At 68.2% G+C, this 18,020-nt stretch carries 15 protein-coding genes; 6 read left to right on the forward strand and 9 right to left on the reverse strand.

What is annotated here, in order from left to right; genetic code table 11:
* Window positions 1-12 precede the first annotated feature (12 nt).
* From AruCF_RS30025 to AruCF_RS23365, 3 genes are all read right to left on the reverse strand, one after another.
* Window positions 13-948 (reverse strand): PadR family transcriptional regulator, encoded by a 936-nt coding sequence (locus AruCF_RS30025; protein ID WP_235432713.1) that lies wholly within the window; start codon window positions 946-948, stop codon window positions 13-15.
* Between the two features lie 212 nt (window positions 949-1,160).
* The gene (locus tag AruCF_RS23360) at window positions 1,161-2,057 is read right to left on the reverse strand and encodes a DMT family transporter (protein WP_049076525.1); all 897 of its coding nucleotides are present in this window, start codon (window positions 2,055-2,057) and stop codon (window positions 1,161-1,163) included.
* Window positions 2,058-2,130: 73 nt separating this feature from the next.
* On the reverse strand, window positions 2,131-3,057 hold the full coding sequence (locus AruCF_RS23365; protein ID WP_235432714.1) for a helix-turn-helix transcriptional regulator: 927 nt from the start codon (window positions 3,055-3,057) through the stop codon (window positions 2,131-2,133).
* Between the two features lie 96 nt (window positions 3,058-3,153).
* On the opposite strand from AruCF_RS23365, the gene AruCF_RS23370 reads away from it, so the two are divergent.
* Window positions 3,154-4,599 carry an MFS transporter gene (locus AruCF_RS23370; protein WP_049076527.1) on the forward strand — a complete coding sequence of 482 codons (1,446 nt, stop codon included), beginning with the start codon at window positions 3,154-3,156 and terminating at the stop codon, window positions 4,597-4,599.
* Window position 4,600: 1 nt separating this feature from the next.
* Here the strand turns inward: AruCF_RS23370 and proC are convergent, their stop codons facing one another.
* Complete coding sequence (proC, locus tag AruCF_RS23375; RefSeq protein ID WP_049076529.1) at window positions 4,601-5,407, reverse strand: pyrroline-5-carboxylate reductase; 807 nt, start codon at window positions 5,405-5,407, stop codon at window positions 4,601-4,603.
* Between the two features lie 17 nt (window positions 5,408-5,424).
* Window positions 5,425-6,573 carry an alpha-hydroxy acid oxidase gene (locus tag AruCF_RS23380; protein WP_049076531.1) on the reverse strand — a complete coding sequence of 383 codons (1,149 nt, stop codon included), beginning with the start codon at window positions 6,571-6,573 and terminating at the stop codon, window positions 5,425-5,427.
* 219 nt (window positions 6,574-6,792) lie between these two features.
* Between AruCF_RS23380 and AruCF_RS23385 the strand changes: the two genes are divergently transcribed.
* Genes AruCF_RS23385 through dapA form a run of 5 tightly spaced genes read left to right on the forward strand, consistent with a single transcriptional unit; the run spans window position 6,793 to window position 13,172 of the window.
* The gene (locus AruCF_RS23385; RefSeq protein ID WP_049076533.1) at window positions 6,793-8,220 is read left to right on the forward strand and encodes an FAD-binding oxidoreductase; all 1,428 of its coding nucleotides are present in this window, start codon (window positions 6,793-6,795) and stop codon (window positions 8,218-8,220) included.
* Window positions 8,221-8,259: 39 nt separating this feature from the next.
* A complete protein-coding gene (locus AruCF_RS23390; protein ID WP_049076534.1) occupies window positions 8,260-9,342 on the forward strand; it encodes an ABC transporter substrate-binding protein in 1,083 nt (360 codons plus the stop codon).
* Window positions 9,343-9,364: 22 nt separating this feature from the next.
* Window positions 9,365-10,453: an ABC transporter ATP-binding protein gene (locus AruCF_RS23395; RefSeq protein ID WP_049078166.1), complete on the forward strand. Its 1,089-nt coding sequence runs from the start codon at window positions 9,365-9,367 to the stop codon at window positions 10,451-10,453.
* 4 nt (window positions 10,454-10,457) lie between these two features.
* Window positions 10,458-12,233, forward strand: a complete 1,776-nt coding sequence (locus AruCF_RS23400; protein WP_049076536.1) for an ABC transporter permease subunit — start codon at window positions 10,458-10,460, stop codon at window positions 12,231-12,233.
* 36 nt (window positions 12,234-12,269) lie between these two features.
* A complete protein-coding gene (gene dapA, locus AruCF_RS23405; RefSeq protein ID WP_049076539.1) occupies window positions 12,270-13,172 on the forward strand; it encodes a 4-hydroxy-tetrahydrodipicolinate synthase in 903 nt (300 codons plus the stop codon).
* Window positions 13,173-13,223: 51 nt separating this feature from the next.
* On the opposite strand, the gene AruCF_RS23410 is transcribed toward dapA, so the two are convergent.
* The 4 genes from AruCF_RS23410 to AruCF_RS23425 all read right to left on the reverse strand — a co-directional run bounded on the left by AruCF_RS23410 (window position 13,224) and on the right by AruCF_RS23425 (window position 17,610).
* Entirely contained in the window at window positions 13,224-14,051 is an 828-nt protein-coding gene (locus AruCF_RS23410; RefSeq protein ID WP_049078169.1) for an IclR family transcriptional regulator, read from the reverse strand.
* 253 nt (window positions 14,052-14,304) lie between these two features.
* The gene (locus tag AruCF_RS23415) at window positions 14,305-15,078 is read right to left on the reverse strand and encodes a phytanoyl-CoA dioxygenase family protein (protein WP_049076541.1); all 774 of its coding nucleotides are present in this window, start codon (window positions 15,076-15,078) and stop codon (window positions 14,305-14,307) included.
* 178 nt (window positions 15,079-15,256) lie between these two features.
* Window positions 15,257-16,369: an AI-2E family transporter gene (locus tag AruCF_RS23420; RefSeq protein ID WP_049076543.1), complete on the reverse strand. Its 1,113-nt coding sequence runs from the start codon at window positions 16,367-16,369 to the stop codon at window positions 15,257-15,259.
* 194 nt (window positions 16,370-16,563) lie between these two features.
* Window positions 16,564-17,610, reverse strand: a complete 1,047-nt coding sequence (locus tag AruCF_RS23425) for a LysR family transcriptional regulator (protein ID WP_083036899.1) — start codon at window positions 17,608-17,610, stop codon at window positions 16,564-16,566.
* Window positions 17,611-18,020 lie beyond the last annotated feature (410 nt).

The raw sequence follows: 18,020 nt of genomic DNA on the forward strand, positions 1-18,020 counted from the left end.
AGGGAAACGGGATCAGGCACAGTCCTTGCCCGTGATTTCCTCGGTGGCGCGGCGCAGGATGGCGGCGATGCGGCGCTGCTCGGCCGGCGACGCGTCGGTGCGTTGCAGCAACGCATGGCGGATCGCCTGTCGCGCGTGCACGAATTCGTCGATCCAGCCGGCGGCGTCCTCGTCGTTGCCGGCGGCCGCGCGCGGTTCGCCGCTCCAGGCCTGGCGCATCCAGTCCATCTTGCGGGCAACATGCTTGAGCTTGTTGAACATCACCGACAGCCGCTCGCGGTTGGCGTCCAGGTGCGCGCGGCCGGGGTCTGCCAGGTGGTAGCGCTTCTTGCTGCCTTCCTGCTCGACGGTGGCGTAGCCCAGTTCCTCCAGGTAGGTCAGCGCGGGATAGACCATGCCGGGGCTGGGCGTGTAAAAGCCGTTGGACAGGGCGCCCAGCGCCTTGATGAGTTCGTAGCCGTGGCTGGGGTTCTGCTCCAGCAGACCGAGCAGCATCAGCTGCAGGTCGTCGGCGGTGACCTTGCGGCCGCGCGCGAAGTGGCGGCCGTCGCCGCCGAAGCTGTCGTCGGCATCGCCGCCACGGCCGCCCCACGGGCCGCCAAACCAGCCGCCACCCCCGCCGCCGCCGGCGTGGCGTCCGTGACGGCCGCGGCCGCCCGCGTGCCAACCGCCGGACGCGAAGTCCGCGCCGTGGCCACGCGGGCCCCGATGACCGTCGACGGCCTGGTGGTCGTGAAGGCCTTGATGGCCGTGATAGTCGCCGCGTGAGTGATGATCGTGGCGGTCGTGATGATGGCCGTGGCGATCATGATGATCGTGGCGGTCCGGGTGCTCGTGGAATGCGTGTTGGCCACGATGCCCGGGGTGGCCATGGCCGCCCGGGTAGGCATCGCGCGATTCGTGGCGGGCGCCACGGGCAAAGGCGGTCAGGAAATGGAAGTGGCGCATGAATGGCCTCGCTGGGTATCTGACGTACTACTTAAGATATATCTTAAGATATAGATCGTACGATACACAGACCCGATTGCGGCCGTCAAGCGCCTTTTTCCTTCGCCTTTTTCCTTCGCCTTTTTCCTTCGCCTTTTTCCTTCGCCTTTTTCCTTCGCCTTTTTCCTTCGCCTTTTTCCTCCGCTTTTTTTGCCCCGCTTTTTTTGCCCCGCCTAGCCGCGCCCCTTGTCCAGCACCCCGGCGGCAATGCCGCCCACAATGAACGCCATCCCCAGCGACAGCGGCAGGGTCAACGGCTCATGCAGCATTGCCGCCGAGCACAGCAGGCCCACCACAGGCACGCCCAGCAGGCCGATCGCGGTGACGCCCGCGGGCAGGGACCGGTTCACGTTCACCGCCGCCCAATAGGCCACGGCGATGCCAAACACCCCGCCGTAGCCCAACAGCCAGGCCAGGTCCGCATGCCACACCACGCGTGGCGCGCCTTCCGCCGCCCAGGCCACCGCGGCCAGCACGCCGGAGGCCAGCAGCGCCTGCCAGAACGCCAACTCGAACGGCGGCGTGACCCAGCGGTGGGCGCGCACGTAGACGATATTGGCGGCCCAGCACAGCGCCGCGAGCAGCACCAGGCCGTTGCCGAACACCGCCTCGTGATTGCCCCAGTCGAACGCCAACGGATTGAAGATGACGGCCAGGCCCAACAGGCCCAGCGCCAGCCCCAGTTGCCGGCCGCGTCCGATCGGCTCGCCCAGGAACACGCGCGCGGCCGGGATGACCCACAGTGGCGTCGTGTAGGCGAGCACCACCGAACGGCCGGCCGGCACGTATTGCAGCCCGAGGCTGACGAGCGCGGCGAACGCGCCCATGTGCAGCAGGCCCACGCTCAGGATCACCGGAATGTCGGCCCTGACCGGCAACGCCACGCGCCGCAGCGCCACGCCCAGCACCAGCAACGCGGCGGCGCCGACGACGCTGCGCGCGGCCACCGCCCAGAGCGGGGTCATGTATTGCAGCAGCAGCTTGCTGACGATCCAGGTGAAGCCCCAGGCCAGCACCACCACGATGAGCAGCGACAAGGCCTGGCGGCGAGGCAGGATTTCAGTGGACATGGCGTGGGCGGAAGTAGCGGATCGCCCCGACTATAGAATCGCGTCGCGCCCCCGCCGTAGAACCACGCGGCGCCTAATCTCTGGAGCCACGCACGGCCGTGCGCGGCTTGCGCGCCAGCCAGCGCGCGAAGGCCATGGCCTGAGGCTCGTCGGGCGCGGGCGCGTACACCACCAGGCGCAGGTGGCGGCTTTCATCGACCGACAGGGTGGCGTGCTCGAACGCCACCTCGCCCAGCGTCGGCAGGCGCAGGCTGCGCACCCCCATGCAGGCGCCGTGCACGTCGTGCTCGCGCCACCAGGCCTTGAACTCGGGCGCGACGCGCTCCAGTTCGTCGACCAGTTCGGTGATGTCCGGCGCGCCCGAGGCCGAGGCGAAATCGCGCCGGAAGGTGGACAGCATGGCCGGCGCCTGCGCCGGCCAATCGACGAACAGTTCGCGCATCGCCGGATCCACGAACAGCATCCACAGCAGGTTGCGCCGCCCCGTCGGCTGCGCGCCGAAACCGAACACGCGTTCGGCGGCGGCGTTCCACACCACCACGTCCCAGCGCAGGTTGAGGATGTAGGCGGGACGCGCGGGCAGGTCGTCCATCAGGCGCCGCACCTGCGGCGGCACGGTGCACCAGGTGCGCCCCGGCTCGGCCGGCGGACGCTGGTGCGCCAGCAGGTACAGGTGGCGCCGTTCCGCCGCGTCCAGCCGCAGCACGCGCGCCAGGTTTTCCAGGAAGGTGGCCGACACGCTGATGTTGCGGCCCTGCTCGAACCAGGTGTACCAGGCCAGGCCGACGCCGGCCAGCGCCGCCACTTCCTCGCGCCGCAGGCCAGGGGTGCGCCGGCGGCCGCCGGCGGGCAGGCCCAGCGCGGCCGGACTCAGACGCTCGCGGCGCAGCCGCAGGAATTCGGCGAGGTCGGCGCGGGTACGGTCCAGCCGCTGCGCGCCCGTGTCGAGCGCGCCGGTGCGCGGCGCGGGCGCGGCGTCATGCGAAGGGGAACGGGGCATAGGCTATTGCCTTCAGTAATAGCATAAACAGCTAAATTGTATAAGTCTGGAACAGCTCACAGAATAGCGCCGATCCCCACTCCCGCGGCCTAGTCCATGCCCTGCGCCACCCTGCCCTCGCCCTGCCCCGACACCTCCGCCCGCCCCGCCACGCCGGGCCCGCTCGGCCTGGCCGTGCTGCTGTCCGGCGGCTTCATCACGATCTTCGACCTGTTCGTGGTCAACGTCGCCATCCCCAGCATGCAACACACGCTGTCGGCCAGCTTCGCACAGATCAATTTCATCATCGTCGCCTACGAGCTGGCCTATGGCGTGCTGCTGATCGCCGGCAGCCGGCTCGGCGATCGCCATGGCCGCCGGCGCCTGTTCATGCTGGGCATGGCCGGCTTCGCCCTGGCCTCGGCGCTGTGCGGCCTGGCGCCCGATGCCAACACGCTGATCGGCGCGCGCGTGCTGCAGGGCGTGGCGGCGGCCATGCTGTTCCCGCAGGTCTACGCGCTGATCCGCGTCAGCTACGACGGCCACGCGCGACGCCGCGCCTTCGGCCTGCTCGGCATGACGCTGGGGCTGGCGGCCATCGCCGGCCAGGTGCTGGGCGGCTGGATCGTGCACGCCGACCTGTTCGGCCTGGCGTGGCGCACGATCTTCCTGGTGAACGTGCCGCTTGGCGTGCTGGCCTGGCGGCTGGCGCGCCACATCCCCGAATCGCGCGACGCCGCCGGCGCGCCGATGGACTGGGGCGGCTCGGCGCTGGTCGGGGCGGGACTGGGCCTGTTGTTGCTGGCGCTGGTCGAAGGCCCGGCGCGCCATTGGCCCGCGTGGACGCTGGCCTGCGGCGCGGCGGCGGTCGCGTTGCTGGCGCTGTTCGTGTGGACGCAGCGCCGCGCCGGCGCCGCCGGGCGCGTGCCGCTGGTCGATATGGCGCTGCTGGCGCAGCCCCGATTCGCGGCAGGCTGCCTGCTGGTGACGCTGGTGTTCTCCACCGCCAGCGCGATGTTCCTGTGCTACGCCCTGCTGTTGCAGACCGGGCTGGGCGTAGACGCGCTGACAGCGGGCGCGGTGTTCGCGCCCGCCAGCGTCGGCTTCGTGGCGGGCTCGATGGCCGCGCCGCGACTCGTGGCGCGCTTCGGCACGCGCGCCATCATGGTGGCCGCGATGCTGTACGGCGGCGCCACGGCCGCGTTGATGTGGCAGGTGGACGCGGCCGGCGCCCTGCTTGCGCCCTGGTCGCTGGTGCCGGCGCTGATCTGGCTGGGCGCCGCGCAGGGCGCGGTCAATACACCGCTGGTCAACCTCGCGCTGGGGTTGGTGCAGGACCATCACGCGGGCATGGCCGCCGGCGTGGTCTCGACGCTGCAACAGGTCGGCGCGGCGCTGGGCGTGTCCGCCGCCGGCATGCTGTTCAGCGGCGCGCTGGACGCGCACGCCGACGCGGCGCTCGGCGATCGCTATGCGCGCGCGTTCGCCAGCGCCATGCAGTTCAACGTGGCGGCGATCGCCACGTCGGTATTGCTGCTATGGTGGCTGGGACGGCGGCGCTGAACTAGCCCGCCGACAATTCGCGCGCGCGTTGCTCCGCCTTGAGCGCCGCCTCGGTAATGGCGGGCGCCACGCCCGCCTCGCGCAGATGCGCCAGCGCGGCGTAGGTGGTGCCGCCCTTTGAGGTCACGCGTTCCTGCAGTTCGACCAGGGGCGCTTCGTCGCGCGCGGCCAGCTCGGCCGCGCCGCGAAACGCCGCCACCGACAGGCGGCGCGCGTCGGCCGCGTCAAAGCCCAGCGCCAGCGCCGCCTTTTCCAGCGCCGCCATGAAATGGAACACATAGCCCGGACCGCTGCCGGTCACGGCGGTGACCGCGTCGATCAGGGTTTCGCGATCGACCCAGATGCGCTCGCCCACGGCGGCGAACAATGCGTCCACCTGCTCGCGCTGCGCCGCGCCGCAAGCCTGGCTGGCGTACAGGCCCGTCATGCCCAGCCCGACCTTGGCCGGCGTGTTGGGCATGGCGCGCACGATACGGGCATGGCCGCCCAGCCATTGCGACAGCGCGCTGAGATTGACCCCCGCCGCGATGCTGACCACCGTCGTCTGCGCGCGTAGATGCGCCTGGACTTGCCCGCACGCCTCGCGCAACACCTGCGGCTTGGTCGCCAGCACGCACAGCGCCGCGTCGGCGATCTCGGCGCCGACGCTCTCGCGGCAGTTCACGCCGCGCGCGAGCAGGCCGGCGCGGGTGGGCTCGAAGGGTTCGATCACCAGGAAATCCGCCAGCTGGCGGCCCTGTCCGAGCAATCCCTCGATGATGGCGCTGGCCATGTTGCCGCCGCCGATGAAGACGATTTTTTCTTGCATGATCCTGATTCCTTTCCTCAATCGAAAATGGCCCGGCGCCTGCGCACCGCCGTGGCATCCAGCGCGCCAATGCGAGTGCGCCCGAGCAGCCGCAATGTGTTTTCCAGCTCGGCGCGCAGGATTGCCAGCACCTCGCCCGCGCCGCCTGGCCCCCGACCCGCCAGTCCATACAGCGGCGCGCGGCCCAGCAGCACCGCGCGCGCGCCCAGCGCCGCCGCCTTGGCGATATCGCTGCCGCGCCGCACCCCGCCATCCACCAGCACGTCGAGCGACTGCCCCAGTTCGGCCGCGACCTCCGGCAGGACTTCGAGCGGGCAGGGAGCACACTCCAACTGCCTGCCGCCGTGGTTGGACAGCACGATGCCGTCCACGCCACGCGCCTTGGCCCGGCGCGCATCGGCCAGCGTCTGGATGCCCTTGATGACGATGCGGCCGCGCCACCGGCGGCGCAGCCAGTCGATGTCGTCCCAGGTCAAGGCCAGGTCCATCTGGCGGCTCAGGGCGGACGCCTGTTCGGTGATGTTCTCCCGCGCGTTGGAACTGACGGCCAGGTTCTTCAGTTGCGGCCCGCCGCCGCGCAGCATGCGCCAGCACCAGCCAGGATGCGCCGCCAGGTCCAGCAGCAAGCGGCCGGAAGGACGCAGCGGCAGTTGGAAGCCGTTGCGCTTGTCATGGTCGCGATTGCCATGCACCGGCACGTCGACCGTCAGGAACAGCGCCGTGTAGCCGCTGCTCCAGGCCCGGTCCATCAGGTGTTCGGCGATGCGGCGGTCGCGCTGCACGTACAACTGCAACCACAGCTCGCCCGCGCCCGCCGCGCGCACTTCCTCCAGCAGCGAGGTCGATGCGGTGGACAGCACGAACGGCAGCCCCGCTCGATGCGCGGCGCGCGCCAGGTGCACGTCCGCGTCGGGCCAGAACAGCCCGTTCAGGCCCGTCGGCCCGACGATCGCGGGCATGGCCGCGGCCGCGCCCAGGACGGTGGTTTGCAGCTGGCAGTCGGTGACGTCCGCCAGCACCTCGGGCACGAATTCCAGCGCGCCGAAGGCGGCCACGTTGCGCCGCAACGAGGCGCCGTCCTCGGCGCCCCCGTCCAGATAATCGAAGGCCAGCCGAGGCAGTCGCTTGCGCGCCTGCGCCCGGTAATCCATCACGCTGGGCAGCATCTCTCTTCCTTGTTGGCGGGAATCCAATTAAATTACATATCGAACGTATCGATTGTATTTCGATTGTTTTTTAGACGATTGCCAGGATGTTCCGCCCTAGGACATACCCTCAATTCAATCGTTATACGATTACTTAAATCGAAAAGCGATTTAAGTAATCGTATGCTGTGTCTCAACGTGATCGGCTTTTCTACCCCCGATCTCCATGGGACGACAGACATGACCACAGGCACCTCCCTGCTCGATGCGCTCATCCAGGCCTTGGGCGACAGCGCGATCCTGCGCACCGACACCGACATGGCCGGCTACACCGAAGACTGGCGCGGCCGCTACAAGGGCGCGGCGCTCTGCGTGGCCCTGCCGAATTCCACGCAGCAGGTCGCCGACATCGTGCGCCTGTGCAACGCCCACGCCACCCCCGTGCTGCCGCAAGGCGGCAACACCAGCCTGTGCGGCGGCGCGGTGCCGGACGAAGCGGGCCCGCCCCCCGTCATCGTCAATCTCTCCCGCCTGCGCCAGATCCGCCGCGTGGACCCGGCCAACAACTCGATGGAAGTCGAAGCCGGCTGCGTGCTGGCCGCCGTGCAGCAGGCCGCCGCGGAACAAGGCCGCCTGTATCCCATCAGCCTGGGCGCGGAAGGTTCATGCCAGATCGGCGGCACCATCGCCACCAACGCCGGCGGCACCGGCGTGCTGCGCTACGGCAATACGCGCGACAACATCCTGGGCCTGGAGGTCGTGCTGCCCGACGGCTCCGTCTGGAACGGCCTGACCGCCCTGCGCAAGAACAATACGGGTTTCGACTTGAAGCACCTGTTCATCGGCGCCGAAGGCACCTTGGGCATCGTGACCGCGGCCGTGCTGAAGCTGCACCCGCTGCCCACCCGCCACGCCATCGCCTGGCTGGCGCCCACCGATCCCCAGGCCGCGCTCGATATCCTGGGCCTGTTCCAACAGCAGTGCGGCTCGCGCTTGTCCGCCTTCGAGATGATCGACAGCAACCAGCTGGACATCGTCATGACGCACGTGCCCGGGCGCAAGAATCCGCTCAGTGGCGCGCATCCGTGGCATGTGCTGGTGGAGCTGTCGGACACCGGCGGCGGGACGGAACTGCAGGACGTGCTGCAGCAGATCCTGGAGCAGGCGTCCGAACAGGGCCTGCTGCACGATGCCGTGGTGGCCAGCAACGACAGCCAGCGCGCCGCGCTCTGGGAAGTCCGCCACAGCGTCTCGGAAGGCAACAAGAAAGCGGGCGTGGGCCTGACCACCGACAGCGCGGTGCCCGTCTCGAGCGTGCCGCGATTCATCGCCGCCGCCACCGACGCCGTGCGCCGCCTGGTGCCCGACCTGCCCATCCTGATCGTCGCCCACCTGGGCGACGGCAACGTCCACTTCATTCCGTTTTTCACGTTCGACGCCTGGAACGCGCTGCCCGAGCGCGACGCCATGGCGGCCGCCATCCGCCGCGCCGTCAACGACGTGGCCGATGCGCTGGGCGGCACCTTCAGCGCCGAGCATGGCGTGGGCCGCACGTCGCTGGCCGAAATGGCGCACTACAAGTCCCCGGTCGAACTGGCCATGATGCGCACGCTGAAAGCCAGCTTCGATCCCGCCGCCCTCTTCAATCCCGGTCGCTTGCTGCCCTGAAGCCGCCCTTCCCGTCCGCCGTCCCGCTGGAGCCCTTCCATGAAATCCCCCTCCTACAACGCCTCGCGCCGCCGCGCGCTCAAGACCGCCGCCGCCGGCGTCGCCACCCTGGCCATGCCCATGATCTGGACGCCGTCGCGCGCGGCCTCCAAGCGCATCGTCGTGCGCGATGACGGCGGCATCTACAGCAAGGCCTACGGCGCGGTGTTCTACAAGCCGTTCACGGACGCCACCGGCATCCAGGTGGTGGGCGTGCAGGCCAACGCCGAGCCCACCGCGCAGATCCGCAGCATGGTGGACACCGGCAACTACACCTGGGACATGGCCAAGATCAGCCAGCCCGCCATCCTGATGCTCACCGAAGGCGGCAAGGTCTATCTGGAAAAACACGGCCTGGAATCGGACCCGGTCGTGGCCACCATCCCCAAGCAATACATGTCGCCCTATGGCGTGGGCAACAACGTCTACACCACGGTGCTGGCCTATCGCACCGACGCCTTCAAGGGCCGCCGCGCCCCGGCGTCGTGGGCGGACTTCTGGGACGTCAAGAACATCCCCGGCCGGCGCGGCCTGCGCAAGCATCCGTTCGACACCATCGAGGAAGCGCTGATGGCCGACGGCGTGCCGACCGACGAGGTCTACCCCTGCGACATCGACCGCGCCCTGGCCAGCCTGGACAAGATCAAGCCGTCGGTCGATGTGTGGTGGAACACCGGCGCCCAGGTCGAGCAGATGCTGGGCTCCGGCGAAGTCGACATGATCGCCACCTGGGTTTCCCGCGCGCAATCGGCCATCGCCAACGGCGCGCCCGTGCAGATCGTGTGGGACCAGAACATCTGGGGTTGCGACAACTGGTCGATCCTGAAGGGCACGCCCAACGCCGACGCCTGCCGCGAATTCATCAAGTTCGCCTCGGACCCCAAGCGCCAGGCCGCGCTGGTCGAGTTCTTCGCCGCCGGCGTGACCCAACCCGCCGCGTTCGACCACATCAAACCCGACGTGGCGCGCAATTGCCCCACCCACCCCGACAACATCAAGACCGGCCTGCACATCAACGCCGCCTACTGGCTGGACAAGCAGCGCGACGTGCTCGAGCGCTTCAACGGTTGGGTCTTGAAGTAACACCTTGCATACGCCGAACACCATGTCTTCTTCCAATCTGCAGATCTCGGGCCTGGGCAAGCGCTACGGCGATTTCGTCGCCCTGGCGCCCACGCACCTGGATGTCGCCCGCGGCGAATTCCTGACCCTGCTGGGCCCGTCCGGGTCCGGCAAGACCACGCTGCTGAGCCTGATCGCGGGCCTGGCCAGGCCCGACGAGGGCCGCGTGCTGATTGACGGCAACGACGTCACCCACGGCGCGCCGTACGAGCGGGACATCGGCATGGTGTTCCAGAACTATGCGCTGTTCCCGCACATGACCATCCTGGAGAACATCGCCTTTCCGCTGAAGATGCGCAAGGTGCCGGCGGCCGAGGCGAAGCGGCGCGCGCAGGAAGCGCTGGACATGGTGCGGCTGCCGCAGGTCGGCGCGCGCCTGCCGCGCGAACTGTCGGGCGGCCAGCAGCAGCGCATCGCGCTGGCGCGCTGCATGGTCTACCGCCCCGCGATCATCCTGATGGACGAACCGCTGGGCGCGCTGGACAAGAAGCTGCGCGACCAGATGCAACTGGAGATCAAGCGCATCCACCGCGAACTGGGCACCACCATCGTCTACGTGACGCATGACCAGGAAGAGGCCATGACCATGTCCGACCGCATCTGCCTGATGAATGGCGGCGCGATCGAGCAACTGGGCACGCCAGCCGACCTGTACTTCCGTCCGCGCACCCTGTTCGTGGCGGACTTCCTGGGCGAATCCAACCTGCTGCGGGGCGAGGTCACGGCCATCGACGGCCCCACCCTGACGGTCAGGCTGGCGCAGCAGGGCGTCACCGGGCAGGCCCTGTCCAACGGCGCCGCGATCAAGGTCGGCCAGAAGGTCACGCTGATGGTGCGGCCGCAGAACCTGCAGGCCGGCCCCGCCCGGGAACACGGCCAGGCCCTGACCGGCAGGCTGCTCGACGTGATGGTGACCGGCAGCCTGACCAAGCTCTATCTGGATTCGGGCGCGCCCGACAGCGCCCCGCTCGTGGTCGCCTACCCGACGCGCCGCCAGGCCGAGCAGTACGCCATCGGCCAGCCGCTGTCGGTGACCTGGCAGGCCGCCGACGCGGTCGCCATCGCGGAGTGAGCGCATGAGCCCCCTCGCCCCTCCCCGCAAGCGCATGAGCCAGGGCCGCCGCCATTTCCTCATGGCCGCGCCGCTGGCGATCCTGTTGCTGGTGCTGCTGATCTATCCGGTCGGCCAGTTACTGCTGCTGAGCTTCTACGGCGACCAGGGCTTCTCGCTGGCGCAATACCACCGGCTGTTCGAGTCGTCGGTGTATGTCAACGTGCTGCTCATCACGCTGAAGATCTCGCTTTGGACGACCTTCTTTGCCGTGGTGGCCGGCTACCCGGTCGCCTACCTGATCTCCAGCCTGTCGGCCCGGCGCAAGACGTCGCTGCTGTTCTGGGTGTTGCTGTCGTTCTGGACCAGCTTCCTGGTGCGCACCTTCGCGTGGGTCGTGCTGCTGGGCCGCAACGGCGTGGTCAACCAGATGCTGCAGGCGCTGGGCATCCTGGATGCGCCGGCCAACCTGCTCTACAACTTCGGCAGCGTGCTGGTCGGCATGGTGCATGCGCTGATGCCGCTGGCGGTGCTGACGATGTTGTCGGTCATGGAAAACATCGACCGCAACCTGCCGCGCGCCGCTTCCACCCTGGGCGCGCGCCCGGGCACCGCGTTCTGGAAGATCTACTTCCCGCTGTCCATGCCCGGCGTGGCCGCCGCGGCCATCATGGTGTTCGTCACCGCCATCGGCTTTTTCATCACCCCGGCGCTGCTGGGCGGCCGCAAGGAGACAATGATCACCCAGATCATCATCGACCAGGTGCAGCAGACCATGAACTGGGAATTCGCCGGCGCGGTGTCGGTGCTGCTGCTGGTGGTGGTGCTGGCCGTGTTCGCGCTGTACGACCGGATACTCGGCCTGTCGACCATGACCGGCGCCGGCGCGTCGCGCCCCCGCGCCTCGGCCAAGCCCGGCCTGGCGCGCCGCGCGGGCGAGGCCCTGCTGGACCTGCTGGCCGCGCTGTCCGACCGCCTGTTCTCGCTGCTGCCCACGCGCCTGCGCCGTTCGGTGTCGGGCACCGGCCAATCCCGCACCCTGTGGTGGATCGTGCTGGCGGTGCTGGCCTTCCTGTCCGCGCCCGCCTTCCTGATGATCCCGCTGTCGTTCGATTCCGGTTCCGGCCTGACCTGGCCACCCAAGGGCTTTTCGCTGCAATGGTACGAGCAGATGTTCACGTCGCCGGTGTGGATGCAGGCCATCACGCGCTCGCTGGTCGTGGGCGTGGGCACCGGCCTGCTGGCCATGCTGATCGGCACGCCGGCCGCCTTCCTGCTGGTGCGCGCCGACATGCGCGGCAAATCCGCCATGCTGGCCTTCGTGCTGTCGCCCATCGTGGTGCCGCGCATGATCATCGCGGTGGGCATGTTCTATTTCTTCGCCCGCGTCGGCCTGGTCGGTTCGACCGTCGGCCTGATCCTGGCGCATACAGTGGTGGCGGTGCCGTACGTGGTGATCACCATGATGGCGGTGCTGCGCAACTACGACACGCGCCTGGACCTGGCGGCGCAGAGCCTGGGCGCGGGCCCCTGGGCGACGTTGCGCTTCGTGACCTTCCCGATCCTTGGCGCGGGGCTGATGTCATCGTTCCTGTTCGCTTTCGCGACTTCGTTCGACGAGCTGACGATCGCGCTGTTCGCCTCGGGCGGCCTGAACGCCACCCTGCCCAAGCAGTTCTGGGATGAGGTGACGCTGCAGATCTCCCCGGTGATCGCCGCCGTGTCCACCTGCCTGTTTATCTTCATCGCCGCGCTGATCTGGCTCGCCGACCGGCTGCGCCGCCGCAGCCTGGCGGGCTGAGGCGCGGCGCCGTTTCCCTTCCATCAGGATTTTTCCATGTTGAATGCAAGCCACCTGCGCGGCGTGTTTCCCGCGATTCCCACCCCGGTCAACGCCGACGACACCATCAACGCCCCGGCGGCCCAGGCGCTGATCGCCTACCTGCTCAAGCAGGGCATCGACGGCATCGTGCCGCTGGGCGGCACGGGCGAATATGGGGCTTTGGCGCGGGCCGAACGCATCCGCATGTGCCAGCTGACGGTGGATGCCGTGGCCAAGCGCGTGCCGGTGATCCCCGGCGTGCTGGACCCGGGCTTTCACGACGCCCTGCAGGCCGGCCGCGAGTTCGCCGACGCGGGCGCCGACGCGCTGATGGTGCTGACGCCCTACTACACGACCCCCACCCAGGCCGGCATCCGCGACTATTTCCTGCGCTACGCCGACGCATCGCCGCTGCCGGTGATGATCTACGAGATCCCGTATCGCACGCGCATCGCGATCGCGCCGGAAGTGCTGCACGAACTGTCGCGCCACCCGAACATCATCGGCATGAAGGCCTGCAACACGGACATGTACCACTTCCTGCGCACGGTGGCCGGCGTGGACGAATCGTTCGCCGTGTTCAGCGGCGAGGACACGCTGCTGCCGGTTCACCTGGCCGCCGGCGCCCAAGGCGGCATCGTGGTGACGGCGAGCCTGCTGCCCAAGGCCTGGCGCAAGGTCTATGACCTGGCCGCCGCGGGCCGCACGCGCGACGCCATGCTGCTGCACCGCCGCCTGATCCCGCTGATGAACCTCGCATTCGCCGAAACCAATCCCGGACCGATGAAGTCCGTGATGGACCTGATCGGCGTCGATGCGCCGGAAGTCCTGGATCCCCTGGTGCAGCCCGGGGCCGACCTGCAGGCGTCCTTGCGGGCGGTGGTCAAGCCGTTGCTGGCGGAGTTCGAAGGCGTTTGAGACAGGCGATTCGGGAAGGACTGGGCGCGATCGATCGATGGCGCCCGGCCCTTACCTCGAATACGCCGAGAACTTGGACTTGGAGATGGACGTGGCCGCCACCTGCACGTGCTGCGCCAACTCCGCCTCGACCCTGGCAACGGTCCACCGCGTCGTCGGCACGGAGATGTTGATCGCCGCCACCGCCAATCCGCGATGATCGATCACCGGCGCCGCCACCGAAATATCTCCCAGCACCGTTTCGTTCACGATGATCGCGTAGCCCTTCTCGGCCACGCGCTGCGCGCGCTCGAGCAGCTTGTCGGGATTGACTTCCGTGTAGGGCGTGATCGGCTCCAGGCGAGTCCGCGCCAGGATTTCGCGGCGCTGCTCATCCGACAGGCGTGACAGGATCGCCGTGCCCGACGCGGTGAAATAGGCCGGCAGGCGGCTGCCCACGGCGATGTCCACGTTGACCAGGTGATGGCCGGGAAAGCGGGCCACGAACACGATCTCGTGCCCGTCCAGTTCTTGCAGGTTGGTGGTTTCGCCCAGGGTGCGGCTGATGTCCAGCAGATAGGGCGACGCCTTGTCGATCAACTCATTGGCGCGCACGTAGTTGTACGAGAACTGCAGCACCTTCGGCGTCAGTCCGTAATTGCGCGTGTCCGGAATGCGGCGCAGATAGCCCAGCATTTCCAGCGTGTAGACCAGGCGTTGCGTCGCGCTGCGGTCCAGGCCCGACGCGCGCGCGATGTCGGCCAGCGTCATGTGGCGCTTGGGGCCGTCGAAAGCATGCAGCACCTGGAAGGCTTTTTCGGTCGAGCCTACAAACAGCGAAGACCGGGTCTCGGTCGCCGCCTGCGTCTTGTCCGTATCGTCGGGCTTGCTTTTGGGCACGGGAAACAGCCTATTGAGGAAGGAACGTGCGCGCAGGTTGGAAGGCGCGGTTGCCAGCTTGCCGGCGGCAATCACGCGTATCGCACACCATTTAATTGTAATTCAATTATTAATAGCAAATTCCAATTATCAAATGCGGCAGGCGCCCGTTGGATATTCGCTCGCGCGGCAACCCTGCGGCCCCCGTCCGTCGACAGCGCCGCCAGCCCGCGGCGCCTCCCCGCCCCCGATCCAAGCGCGGGCAGGCCCGCCGTCAATCCGCCGCGGCCAACGGCACGCCCGGCTGGCTGGCCGATCGCGTGCCTGGCAACGGATGGCAAGACTGGGGATGATACGTGTGCACCAGCGACAGCTTGACGCGATCGCTGCGGTTGCCCTGCGCCGCATGCAACGTGCGGCAATGGAAGAACACCAGGTCGCCAGCGCGCAGCTCGGGGCAGACGGCGCGCGCGATCCATTCGGCGTTTTCGGGCGCGTCGTCGCGGAAGAATTTCTGTTCGTCGAACTGCGCGGGCTGGAACGCGGCCGCATGCGACCCGGGGATGAACGACAGGCCTCCGTTGTCCCAGGTTTCGTCGCCCAGCGCCAGCCAACAGGACACCAGATCGGTGTCGGAGAACGACCAGTAGCGGATGTCCTGGTGCCAGCCGGTCAGGCTGCCATAGGCCGGATGCTTGGTCATCACGCAGTTGTGGTGCACGGTGGACAGCACCGGCGTCTCGCCGAAATAACGGGCCAGCGATTGCCCGATGCGCGCATGGGTGGCCCATTGCGCGAACAACGGATCGCGCCCGTAGGCGCTGAGCAGGCGCCGCACGGTCAGGCCGCCTTCGGCATTGCGCGACTCGGGCGCGCCGGGATAGCGCAGGTCCGCCTCGTACTCGATGGGCGCGATGTGCTCGCGCAAATGCCGCTCGGCCAGCGCGCGCAGCGCCGCCACCTCGGCCGGGTCGGCGAACTGGCGCGCGACCACGAAACCCTGCTCGCGCAGGACCGCTAACTCATCTTCTTGCAACGACGCGGACATGATGAACCTGCCAACCCCTCGGACCCCGCGGCGTAAGCTGCAAAGCGTCTGCGCACAGGGCAGGCGCGTGCCGGACGAGGCGCCGGCGAGCGCGGGGAGAGCTAGATTACACCCAAATGCGCGGGCGGCCGGTTGTTCTCAGCCGCCCGGACGCCAGGCGCCAGGCCGCGCGGCGGCGCTAGCCCCCGGCCGGCGTGTTGTCGGTTGACGCGCTGGCCCGGAGGCGGGCGGTATCGCGCTCGACTTCCTCGTGGTGCACCCATTCGCGCCACACGGCCACCAGCAGCGCCATCAGCACCGGGCCCACGAACAGCCCGACGATGCCCATGGTCTTCACGCCGCCCACCAGGCCGAAGAAGGTCGGCAGGAACGGCAGCTTGACCGGGCCGCCCACCAGGCGCGGCCGCAGCGTCTTGTCGACGATGAACAGTTCGACGCTGCCCCACACCATCAGCGCGATGCCCGCCACCATGTGGCCGGAACCGACCAGATACAGCGACACCAGCGTGAACGACAGCGGCGCGCCGCCGGGGATCAGGGCCATGAAGCCGGTGACCACGCCCAGCAGCACCGGCGACGGCACGCCCGCGACCCAGTAGGCGATGCCCAGCACCACGCCCTCGCCCAATGCGATCAGGCCCATGCCGGTGACGGTGGAGTTGATGGTGGCCGGCACTACGCGCGAAAACCGCTGCCAGCGCGCCGGCAGGATGCGTTCGCCCAGCACGTCCAGTTGCGCCACCATGCGCACGCCGTCCTTGTAGACGAAGAACAGCGTGATCAGCATGAACAGCACGGTCAGCAGCAGCTGGAACACGTTGCCGGTGGCGGCCAGCACCATGCGGTAGATATTGCCCAGGTGTTCGCCGCTGACGGCTTCGACCAGCGCGCCCAGCGCATGCGGCTGGCCGATGTAGGCCTGCCAGTATTCGGAAAGCCGGTCACCGACCACCGGCATCGAGGTGATCCAGTTGGGAACGTCGACCCCATGCCGGTTGGCGGCGATGGCCCAGGCGAAGAAGGTGCTGGCTTCCTTGATGGCATACGACAGCGCCAGCGACATCGGCACGATCAGCACCACGACCACCACCAGCAGCGCCAGCGACGCGGCCAGCGCGGTGCGGCCGCCGCAGCGTTCGACCAGCCGCTGGTACAGCGGCCAGCTGGCCAGGCCGATGATCAGCGCGGCCAGCGCGGGCACCAGGAAGCCGCTGAGGAAATACACCCCCGCCAACAGGACGAGCAGTAAAAGCCAACGGGCGATCAGGTAAGCGGGGAGGACGGGCTGCATGGAGCGGATCGACAGTGAATGCGTTGAGGCTTTGACTGTCGGACTATACAGACGTTTCGCAAAATACGAGGGACGCAAGGCCTGTATTTACTACGGGGTTTCCCCTGATTTTCCGGGATTTTGCCGGCGAATTACCGGCGAATTGCCCGCGTGGCGGACCCACGGGGCCCGCCACCTTGGCCCCGGCGATTCGCCTAGAGGGCGTACTCGGCGGCCTCTTCGCGCGCGGTGCGGCGACGCGGCAGCGGATCGTTGGCGGCGGCCACGCCCGCCACGGCCATCTGCTTGGCCTGGCTGATCTGGCGCTGCTGGAACACGCCGCAGCTGGCGGCGGCCGGATCGGTCTCGTCGCGGCCGCTGAGCAGCGGGCAGCTGGCGAACAGTTCGGCCGCCCAGTCGGCGAACGCGCGCACTTTGGGCGACAGCTGGCGGCTTTGCGGATACAGCACCGAGATCGCGGTGGCGCTGGGCTTCCATTGCGGCAGCACCTCGATCAGCTCGCCCGATTGCAGGTACGGCAGCGCCATGTAGCGCGGCGTCTGGATCAAGCCGAAGCCCTTCAGGCCGCAGTCCAGGTAGGCGCCGGCTTCGTTCACCGCCACGGTGCCGCGCATGTCCACTTCCTGGTGCTTGCCGTCGATCTTGAAATCCCAGGCGCAGTTGCGGCCGGTGCGGCTGGAGAAATAATGCACCGCGTGGTGATTGCGCAGTTCCTCGATGGTCTGCGGCATGCCATGGCGCGCGACGTAAGTCGGCGAGGCGCAGGTCACGGTCTGCAGGGTGCCGATGCGGCGCGCCACCAGGCTGGAATCTTCCAGGTCGCCGGCGCGGATGACGCAGTCGACGGCCTCCTGCACCATGTCCACCGGCCGGTCGCCCAGGCCGAGCACCAGCTCGACGTCGGGGTACTTGTCGTGGAAATCACACAATGAGGGGATCAGGATCAGCCGGCCGATACAGGTCGGCACGTCGATGCGCAGCCGGCCCTTCAGGCGCAGCGCCGCTTCCTGGAAGCAGGCCTCGGTTTCCTCGACATCGGCCAGGATGCGCACGCAGTGCTGGTAGTAGCCCGCGCCGTCGGGCGTCAGGCCGATGCGGCGGGTGGTGCGGTTGAGCAGGCGCACGCCCAGCAGGCGTTCGAGATTCTGGATGATGGTGGTGACGGTGGTGCGCGGAAGCGAGAGGCTGTCGGCCGCCCGGGTGAAGCTATTGGCGTCCACGACGCGCACAAACACCTGCATAGCCTGAAAACGGTCCTTGGCGACGGTGTCCTATAAGGGCAATTTGGTCGGGGTGTACGGAGCATAACCCGAATTCGGCCAGGATTAGACAAATCCACCGAACAGTGTTGCCGAGATAGCAGTGTTTATCCGCGCCGGCAAAACACTCAGAATGCAAACCATCTTGAAGTGCCCTTGCCGCCCGGCGCCATCCCCAGGGCCTGTCAATCCTCAGATTCCGATCCCGGTAGAACCCGTCCCCAAATAGACGGATTTCACCAGGGAAACGTAACCGCGTTGCATGTTGCACTGCAATATGACATCGGTGTTTCAGGACTGACAGACCCGCCGCGATGCCCGCCCCCGCCGCCCCCCGCCCCCTCGCGGTTCCGGCAAGCGCGCTTCACCCCGACATCACCCACAAGGAACAT

The organism is Achromobacter ruhlandii, assembly GCF_002082135.1.
GTDB classification, from domain to species: domain Bacteria; phylum Pseudomonadota; class Gammaproteobacteria; order Burkholderiales; family Burkholderiaceae_B; genus Achromobacter; species Achromobacter ruhlandii.